This is a genomic window from Halomonas ventosae, from assembly GCF_004363555.1.
GTDB lineage: Bacteria > Pseudomonadota > Gammaproteobacteria > Pseudomonadales > Halomonadaceae > Halomonas > Halomonas ventosae.
On the sequence record NZ_SNZJ01000005.1, the window covers coordinates 1 to 17,768 of the forward strand.

A 17,768-nucleotide genomic window follows, 5' to 3' on the forward strand; every position below is an offset into this window, starting at 1 on the left:
AAGGTCAGCTTCGCCGTCAACACGCTGGGCTATTCGCGGCGCTTCCATGTCTGGGCGGCCCCCAGCCAGGATGCCGAGCACACCTACGAGGCGCTGGTGCAGGCCTTCCGCTACTTCGGCGGCGTCCCGCGCACGGTGCTGGTCGATAACCAGAAAGCGGCGGTCCTGAAGCATGACCGCGACCACCGCGTCATCTTCAATACCGGCTTCCTGCAACTGGCCAACCACTATGGGTTCGCGCCCAAGGCTTGCCGGCCGCAGCGTCCGCGCACCAAGGGCAAGACCGAGCGTATGGTGGGTTACGTGAAGCAACACTTCTTCCAGCGCTACCGGCAGTTCGAGAGCTATGCCCACCTGAACCAGCTGCTCCAGCTATGGCTGGAGCGGGTGGCCGATCAGCGGCCGCTACGGCAGTTTCGCCAGACCCCGGCGGAACGCTTTGCCGCCGAGGTGGAGACCCTCCAGGCACTGCCGGCAACGGACTTCGATACCCGCTACCACGATCTGCGCCAGGTCGGCTGGGACGGCTACATCGAGGTCCGGGGCAACCGCTACAGCGTCCCCGAGAGTTACTGCGGCCAGGCAGTGGTGATACGACTGAGCCTGAACGATGAGCTGACCGTCTACTCGCCGGCCGGTGACGCCATCGCGCAGCACCGTCTGCAAGTGCCACAGGCCGGCTGGCGTACCGTCCCGGAGCACCATGCTGCCCTGTGGCAGCAAACCCTGTCAGTGCAGCAGCGTGACCTGCGGGTCTACGAGGAGGTGCTGTGATGGCCCTGGAACAGTTGCTCAATCGCCTGAAGATGGAGCACCTCCAGGTCTCGCTCGACAGCCTCTGCGAGCACGCCAGCAAGCAGGATCTGAACTACCGGGAATTCCTGGAGCAGGCCCTGCTACAGGAGTGGGGCGGGCGCCACCAGAAGGGGCTGGAATCCCGCCTGAAGCAGGCACGTCTGCCGTGGATCAAGACCCTGGAGCAGTTCGACTTCAGCTTCCAGCCCAGCATCGACCACAAGATCGTGCGTGAGCTGGCCGGTCTGGGCTTCGTCGAGCGCGGGGAAAACGTCGTGCTGCTCGGGCCGCCCGGCGTCGGGAAGACGCACCTCGCCGTTGCTCTGGCCGTGAAGGCGGCCGAAGCAGGCCACCGGGTACTGTTCATGACCCTGGATCGCCTGGTGAGCACGCTGCTGCGCGCTCGCCAGGAGAACCGCCTGGATCGGCAGCTCCAGCAGCTGACCTACCCCAAGGTTCTGGTGCTGGATGAGATGGGCTACCTGCCGATGACTCGCGAGGAGGCTAGCCTGTTCTTCCGCTTGATCAACCGTCGCTACGAGCGGGCCAGCACCATCCTCACCTCGAACAAGTCGTTCATGGACTGGGGCGAGATCTTCGGCGACCAGGTCATCGCCACGGCGATACTGGATCGGCTGCTGCATCACTCGACCACGTTGAACATCAAAGGCGAGAGCTACCGGCTGAAGGACAAGCGCCGAGCCGGGCTGGTGACCACACCCACCACAAAGGAGGACGAACCCTCACACGAGCCTGAATCTGTTCCGATGAAAGAGCACTGATAAAAACCGGACAATCTGAGTTGATGAAATCCGGACAACCTTCAGTGGCGTTGACAATGGGTCGTTCAACGCGTTCAGACGCCCAACCTTGAGGCGCCCGTTACGAATCGCCTCGAGTCCGAAGCGCTCGCTTAGGAAGTGGTATACATGCATAGAAAGTAAGTTCCTAATGCCGATGTTCTGCGGCCGGGTTGCGTAGCGCCGCGTAGCAAACCGGTTAGGTGGAGGCCCAAAAGGCCGGAATGAACTGCAACAACTGGTTAGGCCTGCGGAGGGGCTCCGAGGAAGCCGCCTTTGATCTCGTACTTACCTCCAAATCCGTGTGGGCCTTTCCAATAAACAGATAAAAGCTTGATTAAACGGCGTCCATAAGCGGCCATCAGCCATTCATATTTTTCCCAAACCCCCTCATCAAGGGTCGATGGCTGAGCACTATTCTCTTTGCTCAGCGCACAGGGATACCTAGCCCATGATTCGTTGCCTTCCTCAAATGCTTTCAGGGTGCCGCATCCCTTGGTTTTGTACGGGATGTTAGTAGACTTTTCTGCTAGGTCTGTGAGCTTGTGGGACTTCAATAACTTAGAAAGCTTACCGTTAGAAATCCAACCCGGGTTTTCGTAAACGAGGAAGGCCTTAATCGCGTTTTCCAAGGCAAATGACGCCAAGAGGAAAGTTGACCTGTTCGTATTGTCCCAACTCGCCTTCGTCCCAGACCGCCAATCATGATGTGTGAGGTGGCCTTGTCCAAAGATTCGCCGCAATTCCACAGCTTGCGCGTGTAGATCGTCAGCAACCAAGAACCAGCTATGGGGGCATGCCAGCTCTACGAATTCCTCATTCGTCATCATGTTCCCTGATTTTTGATTGAATACCTAACGCCGGTGGAAATGGGCGCCAACGGAGCGAAGCGTAGTTGGCTTCCCGTTGACCACTTTGTTAGCTGTCTTTCTCATACCAATACTTTAGCTCTCTTCCCGCTAGCATTTCTCTCATTTTACGAGCTATCTCTTGATTTTCTGGCGAGCCGCTTTCAATGCGCTCAATATTTTTTTGCCTGAAGGGCTCATGTGCTTTTCGCCTTGTCATGACATCACTTAAAGTGTTAGCAATCAATCTATATGAAAAATAATTTTCTTTCATGCCCGCAAGAATCGTTTGGTATTCTTTAGTGACATCAATCCAATCTTCCAAGTTATCGGCTTCTTTATCAAAATGAGCTGGCGTGACTTTACTTGGAAGTTTTCCTTCAATAATTTCTATTCCTGCCCTCTCATAGGATTTGGCAACTAGTTCTGAGCAGAATGAAGAAGAGTCACTTCCTAAGCCCATGAAGACTTTATTGTAATCTTGAGCATAGAAAAACATCGCTGCTTTCTGAAGATTCTCAGTATCCAAGCACACTCCAGTAATAGATTTATGCCTAATAGCCCTCCACCTATGATTGCAAGAAATGTCTTCATCAAGCAACAAAGTTAGATGAACACCTTTATCACCTGTCGAATGTATAAAAACACCATTACCCAAACTAAGTTCAACATGACTTGAACTGGCGTTGGGATAAATTAACTTTTGCGCGGCTACAAGTGATGAAGACAATTTACCTTCACCAGTTACTAGTAATACATCTCCAGGTAGCACGAATCCCTCCTAGAAAGCTAATAAGGATGAAAGAGCCTACTGCATTTTCCGACATGTCGGCTGTGGGTCGAAAGCTGTCCTTCGACCAATACATAGACACAAACAATCCCGCGGCCGCGAACTGACGAGTGTGGGCCTACGTCCCCGATCTCGTGTCACGCTACCGCCTGGAAGGCGCGTGAGGGGCTGCCATCCTGGCCGTTGCGGGATATCAGCCTCGCCATCCCTGCGAACATCGAATCACTTCACGTTAGCAAAGATTGCTTCGGGTTGTATCATCGGAGTCTGATGAAAAGGTCGTAGGTTTCTGGTGCCAATGGCTGGCCGGCCTCTGGCAGTCGATAGGTCTCGAGGCGAAGCCGCAACGGTCATGGGGAGATGGCCTGCTTTCACAGCAGGCCCTGCGTATCTGCCGGTATCGGGGCCCGGGAAGAGCTCAGTCGAGGCGGTGGCACGCCCGGAAGGCCTCGACGACAGAGCGCAGCTCGGGGTCGAGCCTCGCCAGGGTCTCCTCGGCGATCGCGGCCGGCACGCTGCCGTGGAAGGCTTCCGCCATGCCGCCCGCCATGCAGGCCAGGGTGTCGGCATCGCCGCCCAGCGAGATGGCATTGCGGATGGCCTCCTCGACGCCCTCCGCCTCCAGGAAGGCGATGATGGCCTGGGGCACCGAGCCCCGGCAGGTCACGTCGAAGCGATAGCCGGGGCGGATATCGTCGAGGCGTGGCGCGAGGTCGTAGTCGAAGCGCTGCTCGATCTCGGTGAGGATCTCGAGCCGCGAGGCGCCGTGACGGGCCAGGAAGATGACGGCTGCCACCGCCTGGGCGCCGCGGATGCCCTCGGGGTGGTCGTGGGTGACCTCGGCGCTGCGTCGGGCCAGCGTCAGCGCCTCATCCAGGGAGCCGGCCGCGAACCCCACCGGGCTGACCCGCATGGCCGAGCCATTGGCGAGGCTGTGATAGGGGTGACGCTCGCCGCTCATCGCCCACTGGCGAAAATGGCCGCCGAAACCGGCCTCCGGGTAGCGGTGGTAGTAGGCGTGGAAGGCCTCGGCGAAGTCGCCGCCCTCGAGCAGCACCTCGGCCACCGCCACGCTCAGCACGGTATCGTCGGTGAAGGTGCTTTCGGGCGTGAAAAGGGGGAAGTCGCGGGTCTTGGTCCCCGCTTGCTCATGGACCGAGCCGATGATGTCGCCGGCGATGGCTCCCAGCATGCGTCACCTCCGTCGTCCAGTGCCTCCAATCCCCGACGCGAGCCCTCAGCCGCGACGGCCGCTGACCAGGTGGACCGACACCTCGAACACCGCCCGGCCGCGCGGGTCGATGACGTCGGCCAGTTCCTCCTGGGCCCGGGCGAGCACCTCCTGGATGGTGGCCTCGTCGAGGTTCACCCCCATGACCGGCAGCCAGCCGCGCAGGTCCGCCTCGAGCAGGTTGCCGATGCCGGGAAAGTCGGCCGTCCCCCTCAGCGTAGTCACCTCGACCGCCTCCATGCCCGCCTCGCGGGTCATGCGCGCCAGCGCTTCCGCGTCACCGAGGACGAAGGGGGCCTTGAGCGCCTCCGCCGCGGCCTCCGCCGCGGCCTCGCCGGCGGTTCGCGCCAGCAGGGCCACCTCGCGGGCGTAGGTGGGGTTGCGTTCCAGGCCGTCGAACACCGCCAGTGCCAGTCGCCCCGAGGGCACCAGCACGCGATGCATCTCGCGCAGCGCCCCCGGCTTGTCCGGGAAGAACATCAGGCCGAACTGGCTCACCACCACATCGAACGCCTGCGAATCGAAGGGCAACTGCTGCGCGTCGCCCTGGTGCCACACCACCGCCGGGGCGAGTTCCCGTGCCACCTCGAGCATCCCCGCCATCGCGTCCAGGCCGACCACCAGGCCGGCGGGCTGAACCCGGGGCAGCGCCTCTCGGGCGAGCACCCCCGTGCCGCAGGCCACGTCGAGGACGCGGTCCCCGGTCGCGACCCTCGCCTCGTCGAGCAGCTGCGGCACCCACTGCCGGAACAGCGAAGGCACGAAGAGCGCCTCGTAGGCGCGGGCCGCCTCGACCTCCTGAGCCAACGCATGATCGTTCATCACTCACCTCCCCTGCCATCGCCCCTCCTCAGGCGCCCCATGCGGCCCGGCGACAACAATAGCGGCGGGGCATGGTGTTAAGGTGGTCACCCGAGGAGAGCGGAATGAGGCGGGCCATGGCGCTGAGGGGAGCGTGCGGGAGAACGCGGCGACAGGTCAGCGCCCCCGTTCCCCGTCCTCTCCTGCAGTATAGTTCGGCACGGAGCCTGGGGAGCATGCGGGGCGCGGCCGGAGCCGGAGAATCGGGGGATTCGGTGATCAGGGGATCAACGCGGTCTCGGCGCCAGCGCCTCGCCGACGGCGTCGCGCCAGGCAGGGGGTCATCCGGTCAGGAAGGCGCGATGGACCTCGCTGCCGTAGCGTCGGATGATCGCCTGCTTGGTGGCGTGGAAGTCGGCGACGCTGCCCTGCCGCCCGGAGCCCTCCAGCGAGCGCGTGGCCAGCTCCTCGGCGATCACGTCCAGGAACAGCTCCGCCAGCAGCAACCGGGCGGAGTCGCGGAAATGGCCCCGGCCGTCGACATAGAGCTGTACCGTCGGAGCCCCGGTATTGATGAGGATCTTGCGCTCCTCGGGGCTGTAGACGGCCCGGTCCAGGGTGTCCTCGAGGTTGCGGAACTCGTAGCCCAGGAACATCGCCTCGCCGTGGTCACGTGCCGGACCGTGGCGCGGCGGATGGGGCACGCCACCCTGGCCGTGGTGAGAGGCCTGCTCGGACAGCACGATCTCGCACCAGGCCCAGTAGGCACCGGCTCGCACGTTGATCTCGCCCCGTGCCCCGGCCGCTTCGCCGCTCAGGGTCCACGTCAGGCGCCCCGCCTCGCCCAGTTCGGCTACCGGCACCTCACGCGGTGCGGCATCGATGGCGATCGAATCGGGCAGCGCGTAGTCGATGGTCAGCACCGCCTCCTCGGGCAGCTGCTCGGCGTCCACCAGCAGGGCCACATGGAAGGGGTGACCCGGCCGGCGGTAGTAGAAGGGGGTGGTGAAGCGCAGCGCCGTGGGCGGCGCGGCGTGCTCCTCCACCGGTGACCTGGCCGGCGGCGGCGCGATGCCCAGGTCCTGGATCGCCGCCCGACTCATGCGCTGCAGCAGGTGCTCGATCATGTGCGCGGTGCGACCGGAGGTGGTGGCGCGTGCCAGGTGCCTGAGCTTCTCCTGCTCGGCCAGCACATGGGGGCCGATGAGGCGGGAGACGGCCCGGGAGAAGGCCTGCACGAAGGCGTTGCGGGGATTGAGGCCCTCCCGCTCGTCGCTGATGATGGCCTGCCCCTGGGCCAGCTTCTCGACCAGCGCCGGGCAGCGTACGGTGCCGAACAGGTACTCGGTGCCCACCTGGTTCTCGTAGTCGAAGAGCTGGCAGTCCAGGGCCGCCATCCCGGACAGGACCACCAGGCCATTGGTGCGCTCGTCCCCCCTCAGGATCAGCTCCGCCTCCCGGGCCCGCCTGAGAGTCAGCGTGAAGGGGTAGGCCTGCTGCTGGAAGAGGAAGCTGCCCTGCTGCTCGGGGCCGATAAGCAGCAGCGAGGGGGGCTCCTGGAAGCGGATCCGCCCGCTCTGCTCCAGCGCGCGGCCGCGCCGCGTGTGCGCCAGGCTCACCTCGCGACGCTCCAGGATGTCGCGCAGGTAGAAGTTGTTGGCCAGCGCCTGGACCAGGGTATGGTAGTGGGAGTATGGCCACCTGGGGATTCTCCACCACGATGGTCACCCGGGTGCCGTTGCCCTCGATCCCGAGCCGACGGTGGTCCCCCTCGCTGGCCAGCCTGTCACCGTCCCCGTCCTCGTAGAGGTAGCCGCCGTTGTCGGCACGGAAAAGCTCGATGCGGCTGTGTCGCCCGTCATGCAGCGTCTCGAGCCAGCCATGGCCGAGCCCGTAGATCGCCTGCTTGAGGCCGCGGCCGAAGAAACCGCGCCCCTCGCCCTCGCCGCGGGCCAGAGGACTGTGCGCCCCGCCATAGGTCAGGATGCTGGCGGCGCGCTCGAATGACAGGCCCTCCGCCTGGTCGGTCACCTTGAGCAGGGCGCCGCTCTGGTGGCGCTCGTACGCGATGCGGATCTCGCCGCTTACCGGTTCGCCGGCGCGCTCGAGGCGCCCGTAGCTGTCGTCGCAGTTGGTGACCAGTTCCACCAGGGCCTTCTCGATGGAGGCGAAGCGGCGGGAATCGATGCCGATGACCCGCTGGTCGACGGGGATGGCGTTGATGGTCATGGCTGCGCGCTCGCGCTTAGCTCATCGCCCACGGCCAGGGTCGAGCCCTCCCCGGCCAGCAGGATGGCGTTCTGGCCGAAGTAGCCGCCGGGCGCCAGGCGGGTGTTCATCTGCACCAGGGTGCGCAGCGGCTCGCCGGGCACGGCGATCTCGCCGGTCGCCTGATCGACGGTGGTGATCTTGCAGCGCTGGCAGGGCTTGCGCAGCCCCAGCCGGACCGCATCGTCGGGCGTGGCCAGTGTGTCCCAGCCGTTCTCGGCGAAGGGCTCGGCGGCATCGACCACGATGCTGGGCCGGAAGCGCGCCATGGGCACCGGGGCGAGCCCCTTGGTCTCGAGCACCCGGTTGACCTCGGCCAGCGACGCCTCGGAGACCACCAGGAAGGGATAGCCATCGGCGAAGGCCGTGTGGGCCTGCTCGCCGGGCGCCAGGTAGTGGGGCTCGACGTTACGACGCTGGTCCGGGGCGAAGCGCACCAGCCTGAGGCCGCTGCCCTTGAAATCGCCCAGCACGGCGCCGAGCCACGCGGCGGCCTCCTCTCCCTCGTCCAGTGCCTGGCACTGGTCGTCCCAGACATAGACGGGCAGCCGGGGCTGGTCGTCGCGCTGCAGCGGGATACGCAGGGGCGCCGCCCCGGGATGCGACAGCACCAGGGCCTCATCGTCGAGGCGCACCACGATCCGCGCCATGTGCGGCAGCTGGCGCTGGGTGACGAAGCGGCCGATATCGTCGACCACCATCCATTGGCGGTCATGGGCCAGGCCGCAAACGCCCAGTTCGGCCTGGTCGAGGGGGATGCCGCCCAGCGACTTCACCGGGTAAATATGAAGTTGGGTGATCTTCACGGGCGGCTCCTGGGACGGGAAATGCCCCAAGCCTATCCCAGCCGTTCGAGGATTACAGCCGGCGGGTCTCGACCACATAGCCGATGATCGGATAGCCCGCCTTGCGGGCGGCTTTCTCGGCTTCCAGCTGGGCCTCGACCTTGGAGATGCTGGAGGAGATATGCTCGAAGACGCTATCCAGCTCCAGCGGCTTGGTGCGCACCGCCAGCTTCACCAGGTGGCCGGTCTTAGGCGCGCCGGACGGCTTGCTGCGCGTCGCCTTGGGGGCAGGGGCCTCGTCGGCGGGCCATTCGGGGGGCGAGGTCGCCGCCTTGCGCCGGGTCTCCTGCTCATTGTCCATGAAGGCGTTGATCTCGCGACGCATCTGCTGCTCGAATTCGCTCAGTTCCGTTTCCATCGTGTCTCCGTCAACCACAGGGTCGAAGCGAGTGTACCAGAACTCTCGCCGGGGCCACGCCCCCTCAAGCACCCGCCCCATGGCGCACGCGGGGTTGGCAGCCCCTCGCTGCTGCCCCGGCCGGGTAGCCCTTGCCGGCCCGGGCCAGCAACTCGTGCAGCAACAGGTCGCGCTCGGCCTCCTGGTCTTGCAGCTGGCCCCACTTCCCATCGCCCCGCGGCCGCCGTAACCTGATCGTTTACCCGCGAACGATGTCGCTATCCAAGGAACCGGAATGTCACTCGCCGATACCCTGCGCCTGCTGCTGCTCTCCTCGCTGTGGGGCCTGTCGTTCATCTTCATGCGGGTGGCATCGCCCGAGTTCGGCCCGGTGCCACTGGTCCTGGTGCGCATGGGGGTGGGTGCGGCGCTGCTGGTCCCCTTGCTGCTCAGCGTTCGCTACCTCAGGCTGGTGCGCGAGAACGCCGGCAGGCTCTTCCTGCTGGGCTTGATCAACCATGTGCTGCCCTTCTCGCTGCTGGCGCTCGCCACCACCCGCCTGGAAGCGGGCTTCACCTCGCTGATCAATGCCACCACGCCGATCTTCACGGCCCTGCTCGGGGCACTGTTCTTCGCCACGCCCATCCAGCGCCAGCAGTACCTGGGACTGGCCTTGGCGCTGTTCGGGGTCTATGTGCTCTCGGCCGACCGGCTGGACTTCGCCCTGGGCGGCGATGGCTGGTTCATCCTTGCCGTGCTGGGGGCGACCTTCTGCTACGGGGTGGCGGGCAACTACTCGAAGACCTATCTCGCCCACCTGCCGGTGCGGGTGCTGGCCGCCGGCAGCACCGCCATGTCGGCGCTGATCCTGCTCGTCCCGGGGCTGCTGCTCTGGCCCGCGGAGCCGGTGAGTGGCCTGGCCTGGGCCAATGGCCTGGCGCTGGCGGTACTCAGCACCACGGTGGCCTTCCTGCTCTACTTCGGGCTGATCGCCAGTGCCGGGGCCACGGCCACCTCCACGGTGACCTTCCTGGTGCCGGTCAGTGCCCTGGTGTGGGGCTACCTGCTGCTGGGCGAGCGTCTCAGCCTGCAAATCCTGGCGGGCATGGCGATCACCCTCGCGGGCACCGCCATCGCCACCCGCATGATCCGCTGGCGCAGCGGCCGTGTCGCCTAGACTGAACCCGAAGGTGTCCTGTGGGGGGAAAGGCCATGCCCCATGCCGACTTCCGGTTCCATGACCGGCTGAACGACTTCCTGCCGCCGGCCTCACGCGGCGGGACTCTCTCGCGTGACGTATCGCGTCGGGCCGCGATCAAGGACGTGATCGAGTCGCTTGGGGTGCCACATACCGAGGTGGACGTCATCCTGGTCGACGGCACGTCGGTGGGCTTCGAGCACATCCTCGCCGGCGGTGAGCGAGTGGAGGTCTATCCCTGGACGACGGCCCCGCCGGTGGCCCGCCACCTGCGCCCTCGCCCACCGGCATGCCCACGCTTCCTGCTGGATGCCCAACTGGGCCGGCTGGCCCGCTACCTGCGCCTGCTCGGCTTCGACTGCAACTACCGCAACGACATCGGCGACGCCGAACTGGCCGCCCGGGCCGAGGAAACGCAACGCGTGGTCCTGACCCGCGACCGCCGGCTGCTCAAGCGCAAGCGCATCCATCTCGCCCACTACGTACGCGCCGACGCCCCCTGGCAGCAGGTCGAGGAGGTATGCCGGGAGTTCGACCTCGTCCCGGCCTTCGCGCCCTTCACCCGCTGCACGCATTGCAATGGCCGTCTCGTCCCAGTGGCCAAGGAGGCGGTGATCGACCGGCTTGAGCCACTGACACGGCAGTACGTAGACGACTTCCTGCAGTGCGAGGCGTGCGGCCGGCTCTATTGGCATGGCAGCCATGTCTCGCGGATGGAGGCGATGGTGGCGCGCCTGCGGCGGCGGGGGCTCAACCGTCGGCGGTCCTGACAGACTCGCGCACCGACTCTCGCACCACCAGGCGGGGAGCGAGCTCCAGTAGCCGCCGCAGGGGCCGGCGATGCTCCAGGCGCTCGATCAGTTGGATGCTCGCCATGGTACCGATTTCGTAGATGGGCTGCTGTACGGTGGTCAGGGCCGGGCTGAGATAGCGGCCCAGCTCTATGTCGTCGTAGCCCACCACGGAGAGGTCATCGGGCAGCGTGAGGCCGTGCTCGCGGGCCGCTCGCATGGCGCCGATGGCCACCAGGTCGTTGAAGGCGAACAGCGCCTGCGGGTAGGGGCGCCGCTTGAGGAGATGCCGCATGGCGTCGTAGCCACCGTCGGCGAGCAGGTTGGTGGCGACGATGCGCGACGCATCCGGCCGGATGCCGGCGGCATCCAGCGCGGCCAGGGCGCCGGCCAGGCGCTCCGCCGACCGGGGATGGGCCACCGGCCCGGTCAGCAGGGCGATGTCCTCGAGCCCCCGCTCCAGCAGGTGGCCGATGGCCAGGCATGCGCCCAGGCGAGAGTCGTCGTTGACCACGGCGATGTCGTCGCCGTCCGGCGGGGCGGCATCCATCAGCACGGTCGGCAGGGGCTGGCGGGCCAGCGCCTCCAGGAAGTCGGGACCGCTGTGGGCGGTCATCACGATCAGGCCGTCGACGCGCTTGTCGCGCAGGGCCTGCAGGTAGGTCAGCTGCCGGGCGTCAGTATCGCCTGTGTTGCACAGCATCAGGCTGTAGCCCTGGGCGAAGCAGTGGTCTTCGACCCCGCGGATGACCTCGGCGAAGAAGGGGTTGTTGGCGGCCGTCACGATCATCCCGATCGTGCGGCTGCGGTTCGATTTCAGGGCCCGGGCAATACTATCCGGGCGGTAACCCAGCTCGGCGATGGCGCGCTGCACCCGATCCTCGGTATCGGGAGCAACGCGCCGCGTGCCGTTGACCACATGCGACACGGTGGTGACCGAGACGCCCGATTGCCTGGCGACGTCCTTGAGGCGAATCATGGCCCTGTGTTGATTACTTCTGGGTCACCAGCTGGAGGGGGACCGGGACGTTCTCGTCCACGCTCTCACCCTTGAGCAGGCGGTCGGCGGTGGTAACCCCGAGCTCGCCGATGCGCGCCGGCTGCTGGGCGATGGTGGCGGCCATCTTGCCGTCGTTGACGGCCTGGATGCCGTCATCGGTACCGTCGAAGCCGACCAGGACGACATCTTCCAGGCCGCCCGCCTGCAGGGCGCGCTGGGCGCCGAGGGCCATCTCGTCGTTCTGGGCAAACACCGCGTCGATGCCCTGGTGGGCCTGCAGCAGGTTCTCCATGACGTTGAGGCCTTCGCTGCGGTTGAAGTTGGCCGGCTGGGTGGCCACCAGCTCGATGCCGTCGGCGCCCTCGATGGCGGTCATGAAGCCTTCCCCGCGGTTGCGCGTGGCCGAGGCGCCGGGCACGCCCTCGAGCTGCACGACCTGCCCCTCGCCGCCGAGCTGCTCGATGATGAACTCGCCAGCCAGCTTGCCGCCGGCGACGTTGTCGGAGGCGATGTGCGAGACCACGTTGCCGCCGTTGGCGCTGCGGTCCAGGGTGATGACCGGCACGTCCTGGGCGTTGGCGGTCCGCACCCCCGAGGCGACGGCGTCGGAGTCGGTGGGGTTAATCAGCAGCACGTCGATGTCACGCGCCAGGGCATCCTCGACGTTGGAGAGCTCGCGCGCGGCGTCGTTGCCCGAATCGAGCACGATCAGCTCGTGGCCGAGCTCCTCCGCCTGGGCCTGGGCGCCCTCCTGGAGGGTCACGAAGAACGGGTTATTGAGCGTCGAGATGACCAGGGCGATACGATCGGCCATGGCGCTCTGGGCCGTTGTGAGGCCCACTCCGGCAGCCACGGCGGTGGCCAGGATCAGCTTTTTCATATGGCAAGGCTCCTGAGGTCTTGTTGTGGATGTCCGGGCTCGGGCCGAGCTCAGGACGAGGACTGCGAGCGGCTGTCGATCAGCACCGCCAGCAGGATGACCGCCCCCTTGGCGATCATCTGGAAGTAGGACGAGACGCCGAGGATGTTCAGGGCATTGTTGAGCACGCCAATGACCAGCGCCCCCACCAGGGTCCCGAAGATGCGGCCGCGCCCGCCCATCAGGCTGGTGCCGCCGATGACCACGGCGGCGATGGCGTCGAGCTCGTAGGTCATGCCGGCATTGGGCTGGGCCGACCCGAGGCGGGCCGTCAGCACCACGCCAGCCAGGGCGGCGCAGGCCCCGGCGATGGCGTAGACGCTGACCTTGATGCGGTTGACGTTGATGCCCGACAGCCGGGCGACCTGCTCGTTGCCCCCGACAGCATAGACGTGGCGGCCGAAGCGGGTGTGGTGCAGCACGCTCCAGCACAGCACGAACACGAAGAACATCAGGTAGATGGGAATGGGGATCCCCATCCAGTAGCCGCCGCCAAGCTGCCAGAAGGCGTCGGCAACGTCGCCGCCTCCGATCGAGATCGGTCGGCCATCGGTATAGACAAGGGCCGCGCCCCGGACGACGGTCATGGCGACCAGGGTAACCACGAAGGCCTGGATCCGCCCGAAGGCAACGAAGAGCCCCGACACCATGCCCATCGCCGCCCCGGCGGCGATGGAGCCGGGCACGCTGAGCCAGGGCGCCAGCCCCGAGGCGGTCATCGAGGCGGCGAAGGCCCCGCTCAGCGCCAGCACGGCGCCCACCGACAGGTCGATGCCGGCGGTCAGGATCACGAAGGTCACGCCCATGGCGATGATGGCGTTGATGCTGGTCTGCCGGAGGACGTTGAGCAGGTTGTCCGGGGTCAGGAAGTTGTCGCTCATGGCGGCACTGACCGCGACCAGAAGCATGAGGGCCAGGAAGGCCTTGTTGTCGATCAGCATGCGCATCGCCGATCGGTTCATGGTGATAGCAGTCATGGGGTCAGGTCTCCATCGGCGTGGCGACGTGTGCCGCCGCGGTCATGATCTTTTCCTGGGTGGCGTCGTCACGCTGGAACTCGCCGCTGACGAGCCCGTTGGCGAGCACGAGGATTCGGTCGGACAGGCCGATCAGCTCCGGCATCTCGGAGGAGATCAGCAGGACGCACTTGCCCTCGCGCTTGAGCCGGTTGATCAGCAGGTAGATCTCGCGCTTGGCGCCGACATCGACGCCGCGGGTGGGCTCGTCGAGGATGACGATCTCAGGCTCGGGCATCAGCGCCTTGGCCAGCGAGACCTTCTGCTGGTTGCCGCCGGAGAGGGTCTGGGCGGGCTGGTCGGGGTCGCTCAGTTTGATGCGGAAGGCGTCGATGTAGTGGGTGACGGCCGAGCGCTCGCGGGCGTGGCGGATGAGGCCGAGCGGGCCGCAGAAGGCCGGCAGCGCGGTGAGGGACATGTTATCGGCCACCGAGTGATCGAGCACCAGGCCCGACTGCTTGCGGTCCTCGGGAACATAGACCAGGCCAGCCTTCAGGCCCTGCTGGGGCGAGGTGAAACGCACCTCCCGGCCGTGCACCCTCACTCGACCGGTGTGACGGGGCACGTCGCCGCACAGGGCCCGGCACATCTCGGTGCGCCCGGCGCCCATCAGTCCGCCGAAGCCCAGCACCTCGCCAGCCCGGGCCGAGAAGGAGATGTCCTGCACCCCAGGCGCCACGAGGTTTTCGACCTCGAGCACCACCTCGCCCGCCCGGGGAGGCTCGTAGGGATAGCGGTCGGCCAGCTCCCGCCCCACCATCTGCTGGATCAGCCGGTCCTCGTTGGACTCGGCCGTGGGGCCCTGGTGGACCAGGCGGCCGTCACGCAGCACGGCCACGTCGTCGCACATGCGGAAGATCTCGGCCAGCCGGTGGGTGATCAGCACCAGCGACTTGCCGGCGGCCCGCAGGCTGGCCACCACCCGCTCGAGAACCGCGGTCTCGACGTCCGTCAGGGCGTCGGTGGGCTCGTCCATGACGATGATCTCGGCGTCCAGGGAGAGCGCCCGGGCGATCTCCACCATCTGCTGCTGGCCGATGCTCAGCCGCGAGACCGAGGTGCGTGGGTCGATGGGCTGCTCCAGTTCCTCCAGCAGCGCGGCCGCCTCGCGGAACAGGCGCCGCCAGTCGATGCTGCCCCAGGCCGTGAGCGGCTCACGGCCGAGGAAGATGTTCTCGCCCGCCGACAGGGTCGGCACCAGGTTGAGCTCCTGGTGGATAATGGCGATGCCCGCATCCATGGCCTGGCGCGGGGTGGCGAAGCGCACCTCGTGACCGCGCAGGTGGATCACCCCGGCGTCGGCCTGGTGGACGCCGCTCAGCACCTTCATCAGGGTCGACTTGCCGGCCCCGTTCTCCCCGGCCAGCGCCAGCATGTGGCCGGTATGCAGCGCCAGATCAACGTCCTGCAGCACCGGGACCCCGCCGAACGACTTGCCGATCCCCTCCAGCGCCATGAGCGGCGCCGAGGCTCCGGCCTCATGCTGCACGGGGCTCAAAACGGCACCCCGCTGTGCAGCACGACGTTGGCGAAGGGCGTGCACTCGCCGGTGCGGACCACGGCCCGCGCCGAGGGCAGCAGGCGCTTGAAGTCCTCATGGGCGACCCGGGTGCGCCCCAGCGTGACGCCGTCCCGCACCTCCAAAGCCGCGAGGCGCGCCTCGAGCTGCGCGTGCAGGTCGGGACTCGCTTCGAGCATTTCGCTGGCCAGGGTCGCCTCCTCCACACAGAGCTCGCCGGAGAGGGCGTCGAACACCTCGAGGAAGCCGGGCAGACCTGGACGCAGCGCCAGGTCGACGCGGGGCACGCCCGGCGGGATCGGCAGCCCGGCATCGGCGATCACGAGGGTGTCGGTGTGGCCAAGTTCGGCGATGAGCTTGGCGAGGGGGGCATTGAGCAGGCCTTGGCGTTTCATGGCACATCCAGGCGTGGTTTCGCGATAATGAGCTTCAGCGTAGGACGCAAACGTTTGCGGAAGCGATTATCCATAAGTCTAACCGAGCGCGGGACATCCTTGACACATGCCCATGTCCGTCGCGTTCTTCCGGGGGACGCCAAGCGTCGGCCGGCTCTATTGGCATGGCAGCCATGTCGCGCGCATGCAGGAGCGGGTGGCGCAGCCTGAGGGATGACCTCCCCGCCCATCCTGGCCAGGGGGTGAACTCCCTCGGACCGCCGCTGTCACCAGACGCGGATGCCGAATGCCTTCCCCGATGGCAACCCAGGGGTGGGCGTGGCGGTGTTCGGCCCGTATCCCTCGGGATATTCGGCATTCGTGTCACTGGAATCACATGGAGGTCTTATCATGACGGATCAACTCGACCCTTACCCCACTCGCCTGACCGAATACCGCAAGCCGTTTTCCCGCCGGGAGCCGGTGGTGCACTCCCGCAACCAGCGCCGCTGGGAGGGTCCACTGGATGAAGTCGCCCTCTCGCGCTACGAGCGGGACGGCTTTCTGTGGTTCGAGGGATTCTTTTCTCAGGATCGCATCGAGCCGTTCTTCGAGGAACTCAAGGAGATGGCCAACGACGAATCGCTGATGAGTTCCGAGCAGGTCATCCAGGATCCGAACACTGGCGACATTCGCTCCGTGTTCGGCATGCACCAGCTCTCGGAGGCCTTCAATCGTTTGACGCGCGACCCGCGCATCCTGGGCATGGTGCGGCAGCTGCTGGGCAGCGAGGTCTATATCCACCAGTCACGTATCAACGACAAGTTCGGCTTCCAGGGCAGTGGCTTCGACTGGCATTCGGACTTCGAGACCTGGCACGCCGAGGATGGCATGCCAGGAATGCGGGCGGTGAGTGCCTCGCTGATGCTCACCGACAACAGCGAGTTCAACGGGCCGCTGATGCTGATTCCCGGTTCCCACCGCCAGTTCGTGCCCTGCATGGGCGAGACCCCCGAGGCGAACTGGCAGGAGTCCCTCAAGGCCCAGGAAATCGGCGTGCCGGACAATCAGGCACTGGCCAGGATGGCCGAGCAGGGCGGCATCCAGGCGCCCAAGGGGCCGGCGGGCTCGCTGCTGCTGTTCGAGTGCAACACCTTGCACGCCTCGAACGAGAACATGTCGCCCTGGCCACGCTCCAACCTGTTCTTCGTCTACAACAGCGTGGACAACACCTTGGGAGAGCCCTATGCGGCCAAATCTCGGCGTCCCGAGTTCCTGGCCACGCGCGGCAAGATCGAGCCGCTGACGATGCATGACGACTTCCCGGAACTTGCCGGCCAGGGCGTGGGCCCGCTGCGCTGACTAGCGACGGGCACCATGACCGTTCCCACCCGCACATGACAACGGCCGTGGCGTCTCCGCCACGGCCGTTGTCGCTGGGCCCACAGGCTCAGAAGTTGGGCTTGCGCTTCTCGACGAAGGCGCTCATGCCCTCGCTCTGCTCGTCGCCGGCGAAGCAGAAGGCGAACAGGGCGTTCTCCAGCGCCAGGGCGCTGTCCAGCTCCTGGTCCATGCCATCGTGGATCGCCTGCTTGGCGGCGCGGACCGACTGCGGGCCGTTGCCGCCGAGCTGCTTGGCGAGTTCCTCGGCGTAGCCCTCGAGCTCGGCCTGGGGCATCACGCGGTTGACCAGGCCGATGCGCAGCGCCTCGCTGGCGTCGATCTTGCGCCCGGTGGTGCAGAGGTCCAGGGCCATGGCCGGGCCGACGCGGCGCGGCAGGCGCTGGGTGCCGCCGAAGCCGGGGATCACGCCCAGCAGCACCTCGGGCTGGCCGAAGATGGCGTTGTCGCTGGCCACCGCCCAGTCGCAGGCCAGCGCCAGCTCGCAGCCGCCGCCCAGGCAGAAGCCGTTGACCAGTGCCACGGTGGGCACCGGCAGGGTCTCCAGGCGCTTGAAGGTATCCAGCGCCTGACGGGCGAAGTCACGGGCTTCCGCGGGCGTCTTCTCGCGCATCTCGGCGATGTCGGCGCCGGCCACGAAGGACTTCTCGCCGGCGCCGGTGATCAGCACGGCGCGCAGGTCATCGCGGCCTTCCAGGCCGGCCAGCACGCTCTCCAGCTCGGCCAGCACGGCGCTGTTCAGGGCGTTCAGCGCCTTGGGACGACTGATGGTCAGACGCACGATGCCGGCGTTCTCGACCACCTCGATCAGGGTCTCGCTCATTGGGGGCTCCTG

General features: G+C 66.1%; 18 protein-coding genes. 5 read left to right on the forward strand and 13 right to left on the reverse strand.

The annotated features are described in order from the left end of the window. On the forward strand, positions 1–774 hold a 774-nt coding region (gene istA, locus DFP85_RS05285; protein WP_133635267.1), incomplete at its 5' end, for an IS21 family transposase. Then, complete coding sequence (gene istB, locus DFP85_RS05290; RefSeq protein ID WP_133635268.1) at positions 771–1,577, forward strand: IS21-like element helper ATPase IstB; 807 nt, start codon at positions 771–773, stop codon at positions 1,575–1,577. The genes istA and istB, both read left to right, overlap by 4 nt. A gap of 260 nt (positions 1,578–1,837) precedes the next feature. Here the strand turns inward: istB and DFP85_RS05295 are convergent, their stop codons facing one another. The 7 genes from DFP85_RS05295 to DFP85_RS05325 form a co-directional block, all read right to left on the reverse strand. Continuing rightward, positions 1,838–2,422: a hypothetical protein gene (locus tag DFP85_RS05295; protein ID WP_133635269.1), complete on the reverse strand. Its 585-nt coding sequence runs from the start codon at positions 2,420–2,422 to the stop codon at positions 1,838–1,840. 91 nt (positions 2,423–2,513) lie between these two features. Then, positions 2,514–3,215 carry a hypothetical protein gene (locus DFP85_RS05300; RefSeq protein WP_133635270.1) on the reverse strand — a complete coding sequence of 234 codons (702 nt, stop codon included), beginning with the start codon at positions 3,213–3,215 and terminating at the stop codon, positions 2,514–2,516. Positions 3,216–3,651: 436 nt separating this feature from the next. Beyond that, on the reverse strand, positions 3,652–4,425 hold the full coding sequence (locus DFP85_RS05305) for an ADP-ribosylglycohydrolase family protein (RefSeq protein WP_133635271.1): 774 nt from the start codon (positions 4,423–4,425) through the stop codon (positions 3,652–3,654). A 45-nt stretch (positions 4,426–4,470) separates the two neighbouring features. After that, complete coding sequence (locus DFP85_RS05310; protein WP_133635272.1) at positions 4,471–5,286, reverse strand: methyltransferase domain-containing protein; 816 nt, start codon at positions 5,284–5,286, stop codon at positions 4,471–4,473. A gap of 320 nt (positions 5,287–5,606) precedes the next feature. Next, entirely contained in the window at positions 5,607–6,884 is a 1,278-nt protein-coding gene (locus DFP85_RS05315) for a hypothetical protein (RefSeq protein ID WP_208108453.1), read from the reverse strand. Positions 6,885–7,490: 606 nt separating this feature from the next. Continuing rightward, a complete protein-coding gene (locus DFP85_RS05320) occupies positions 7,491–8,339 on the reverse strand; it encodes an MOSC domain-containing protein (RefSeq protein ID WP_133635273.1) in 849 nt (282 codons plus the stop codon). Positions 8,340–8,391: 52 nt separating this feature from the next. Then, positions 8,392–8,736 carry a hypothetical protein gene (locus DFP85_RS05325; protein WP_133635274.1) on the reverse strand — a complete coding sequence of 115 codons (345 nt, stop codon included), beginning with the start codon at positions 8,734–8,736 and terminating at the stop codon, positions 8,392–8,394. A 274-nt stretch (positions 8,737–9,010) separates the two neighbouring features. On the opposite strand from DFP85_RS05325, the gene DFP85_RS05330 reads away from it, so the two are divergent. After that, complete coding sequence (locus tag DFP85_RS05330; protein ID WP_133635275.1) at positions 9,011–9,892, forward strand: DMT family transporter; 882 nt, start codon at positions 9,011–9,013, stop codon at positions 9,890–9,892. 35 nt (positions 9,893–9,927) lie between these two features. Continuing rightward, entirely contained in the window at positions 9,928–10,683 is a 756-nt protein-coding gene (locus tag DFP85_RS05335) for a Mut7-C RNAse domain-containing protein (RefSeq protein WP_133635276.1), read from the forward strand. Here the strand turns inward: DFP85_RS05335 and DFP85_RS05340 are convergent. Genes DFP85_RS05340 through rbsD form a run of 5 tightly spaced genes read right to left on the reverse strand, consistent with a single transcriptional unit; the run spans position 10,664 to position 15,553 of the window. Continuing rightward, a complete protein-coding gene (locus DFP85_RS05340) occupies positions 10,664–11,683 on the reverse strand; it encodes a LacI family DNA-binding transcriptional regulator (RefSeq protein WP_133635277.1) in 1,020 nt (339 codons plus the stop codon). The two genes, DFP85_RS05335 and DFP85_RS05340, sit on opposite strands and share 20 nt — an antisense overlap. Before the next feature lie 13 nt (positions 11,684–11,696). Continuing rightward, positions 11,697–12,584, reverse strand: coding sequence for a ribose ABC transporter substrate-binding protein RbsB (rbsB, locus tag DFP85_RS05345; protein ID WP_133635278.1), 888 nt, complete (start codon positions 12,582–12,584; stop codon positions 11,697–11,699). Positions 12,585–12,634: 50 nt separating this feature from the next. Further along, on the reverse strand, positions 12,635–13,600 hold the full coding sequence (gene rbsC / locus DFP85_RS05350) for a ribose ABC transporter permease (RefSeq protein WP_133635279.1): 966 nt from the start codon (positions 13,598–13,600) through the stop codon (positions 12,635–12,637). 4 nt (positions 13,601–13,604) lie between these two features. Continuing rightward, entirely contained in the window at positions 13,605–15,128 is a 1,524-nt protein-coding gene (locus tag DFP85_RS05355) for a sugar ABC transporter ATP-binding protein (RefSeq protein WP_243737219.1), read from the reverse strand. A gap of 5 nt (positions 15,129–15,133) precedes the next feature. Further along, complete coding sequence (rbsD, locus tag DFP85_RS05360; RefSeq protein WP_133635280.1) at positions 15,134–15,553, reverse strand: D-ribose pyranase; 420 nt, start codon at positions 15,551–15,553, stop codon at positions 15,134–15,136. Between the two features lie 390 nt (positions 15,554–15,943). Here rbsD and thpD point away from each other — a divergent pair, with 390 nt between their 5' ends. After that, positions 15,944–16,894, forward strand: a complete 951-nt coding sequence (gene thpD, locus DFP85_RS05365) for an ectoine hydroxylase (protein WP_133635281.1) — start codon at positions 15,944–15,946, stop codon at positions 16,892–16,894. Between the two features lie 88 nt (positions 16,895–16,982). Here thpD and DFP85_RS05370 read toward each other — a convergent pair whose 3' ends face one another. Then, complete coding sequence (locus DFP85_RS05370; protein WP_133635282.1) at positions 16,983–17,756, reverse strand: enoyl-CoA hydratase-related protein; 774 nt, start codon at positions 17,754–17,756, stop codon at positions 16,983–16,985. Positions 17,757–17,768: the final 12 nt, after the last annotated feature.

Coding starts and splice junctions, on each gene's coding strand:
- DFP85_RS05325 (WP_133635274.1), bottom strand. CDS start 8,736: ATGGAAACGGAACTGAGCGAATTCGAGCAGCAGATGCGTCGCGAGATC.
- DFP85_RS05310 (WP_133635272.1), bottom strand. CDS start 5,286: ATGAACGATCATGCGTTGGCTCAGGAGGTCGAGGCGGCCCGCGCCTAC.
- rbsD (WP_133635280.1), bottom strand. CDS start 15,553: ATGAAACGCCAAGGCCTGCTCAATGCCCCCCTCGCCAAGCTCATCGCC.
- thpD (WP_133635281.1), top strand. CDS start 15,944: ATGACGGATCAACTCGACCCTTACCCCACTCGCCTGACCGAATACCGC.
- DFP85_RS05340 (WP_133635277.1), bottom strand. CDS start 11,683: ATGATTCGCCTCAAGGACGTCGCCAGGCAATCGGGCGTCTCGGTCACC.
- rbsC (WP_133635279.1), bottom strand. CDS start 13,600: ATGACTGCTATCACCATGAACCGATCGGCGATGCGCATGCTGATCGAC.
- DFP85_RS05305 (WP_133635271.1), bottom strand. CDS start 4,425: ATGCTGGGAGCCATCGCCGGCGACATCATCGGCTCGGTCCATGAGCAA.
- rbsB (WP_133635278.1), bottom strand. CDS start 12,584: ATGAAAAAGCTGATCCTGGCCACCGCCGTGGCTGCCGGAGTGGGCCTC.
- DFP85_RS05330 (WP_133635275.1), top strand. CDS start 9,011: ATGTCACTCGCCGATACCCTGCGCCTGCTGCTGCTCTCCTCGCTGTGG.
- DFP85_RS05335 (WP_133635276.1), top strand. CDS start 9,928: ATGCCCCATGCCGACTTCCGGTTCCATGACCGGCTGAACGACTTCCTG.
- DFP85_RS05370 (WP_133635282.1), bottom strand. CDS start 17,756: ATGAGCGAGACCCTGATCGAGGTGGTCGAGAACGCCGGCATCGTGCGT.
- DFP85_RS05295 (WP_133635269.1), bottom strand. CDS start 2,422: ATGACGAATGAGGAATTCGTAGAGCTGGCATGCCCCCATAGCTGGTTC.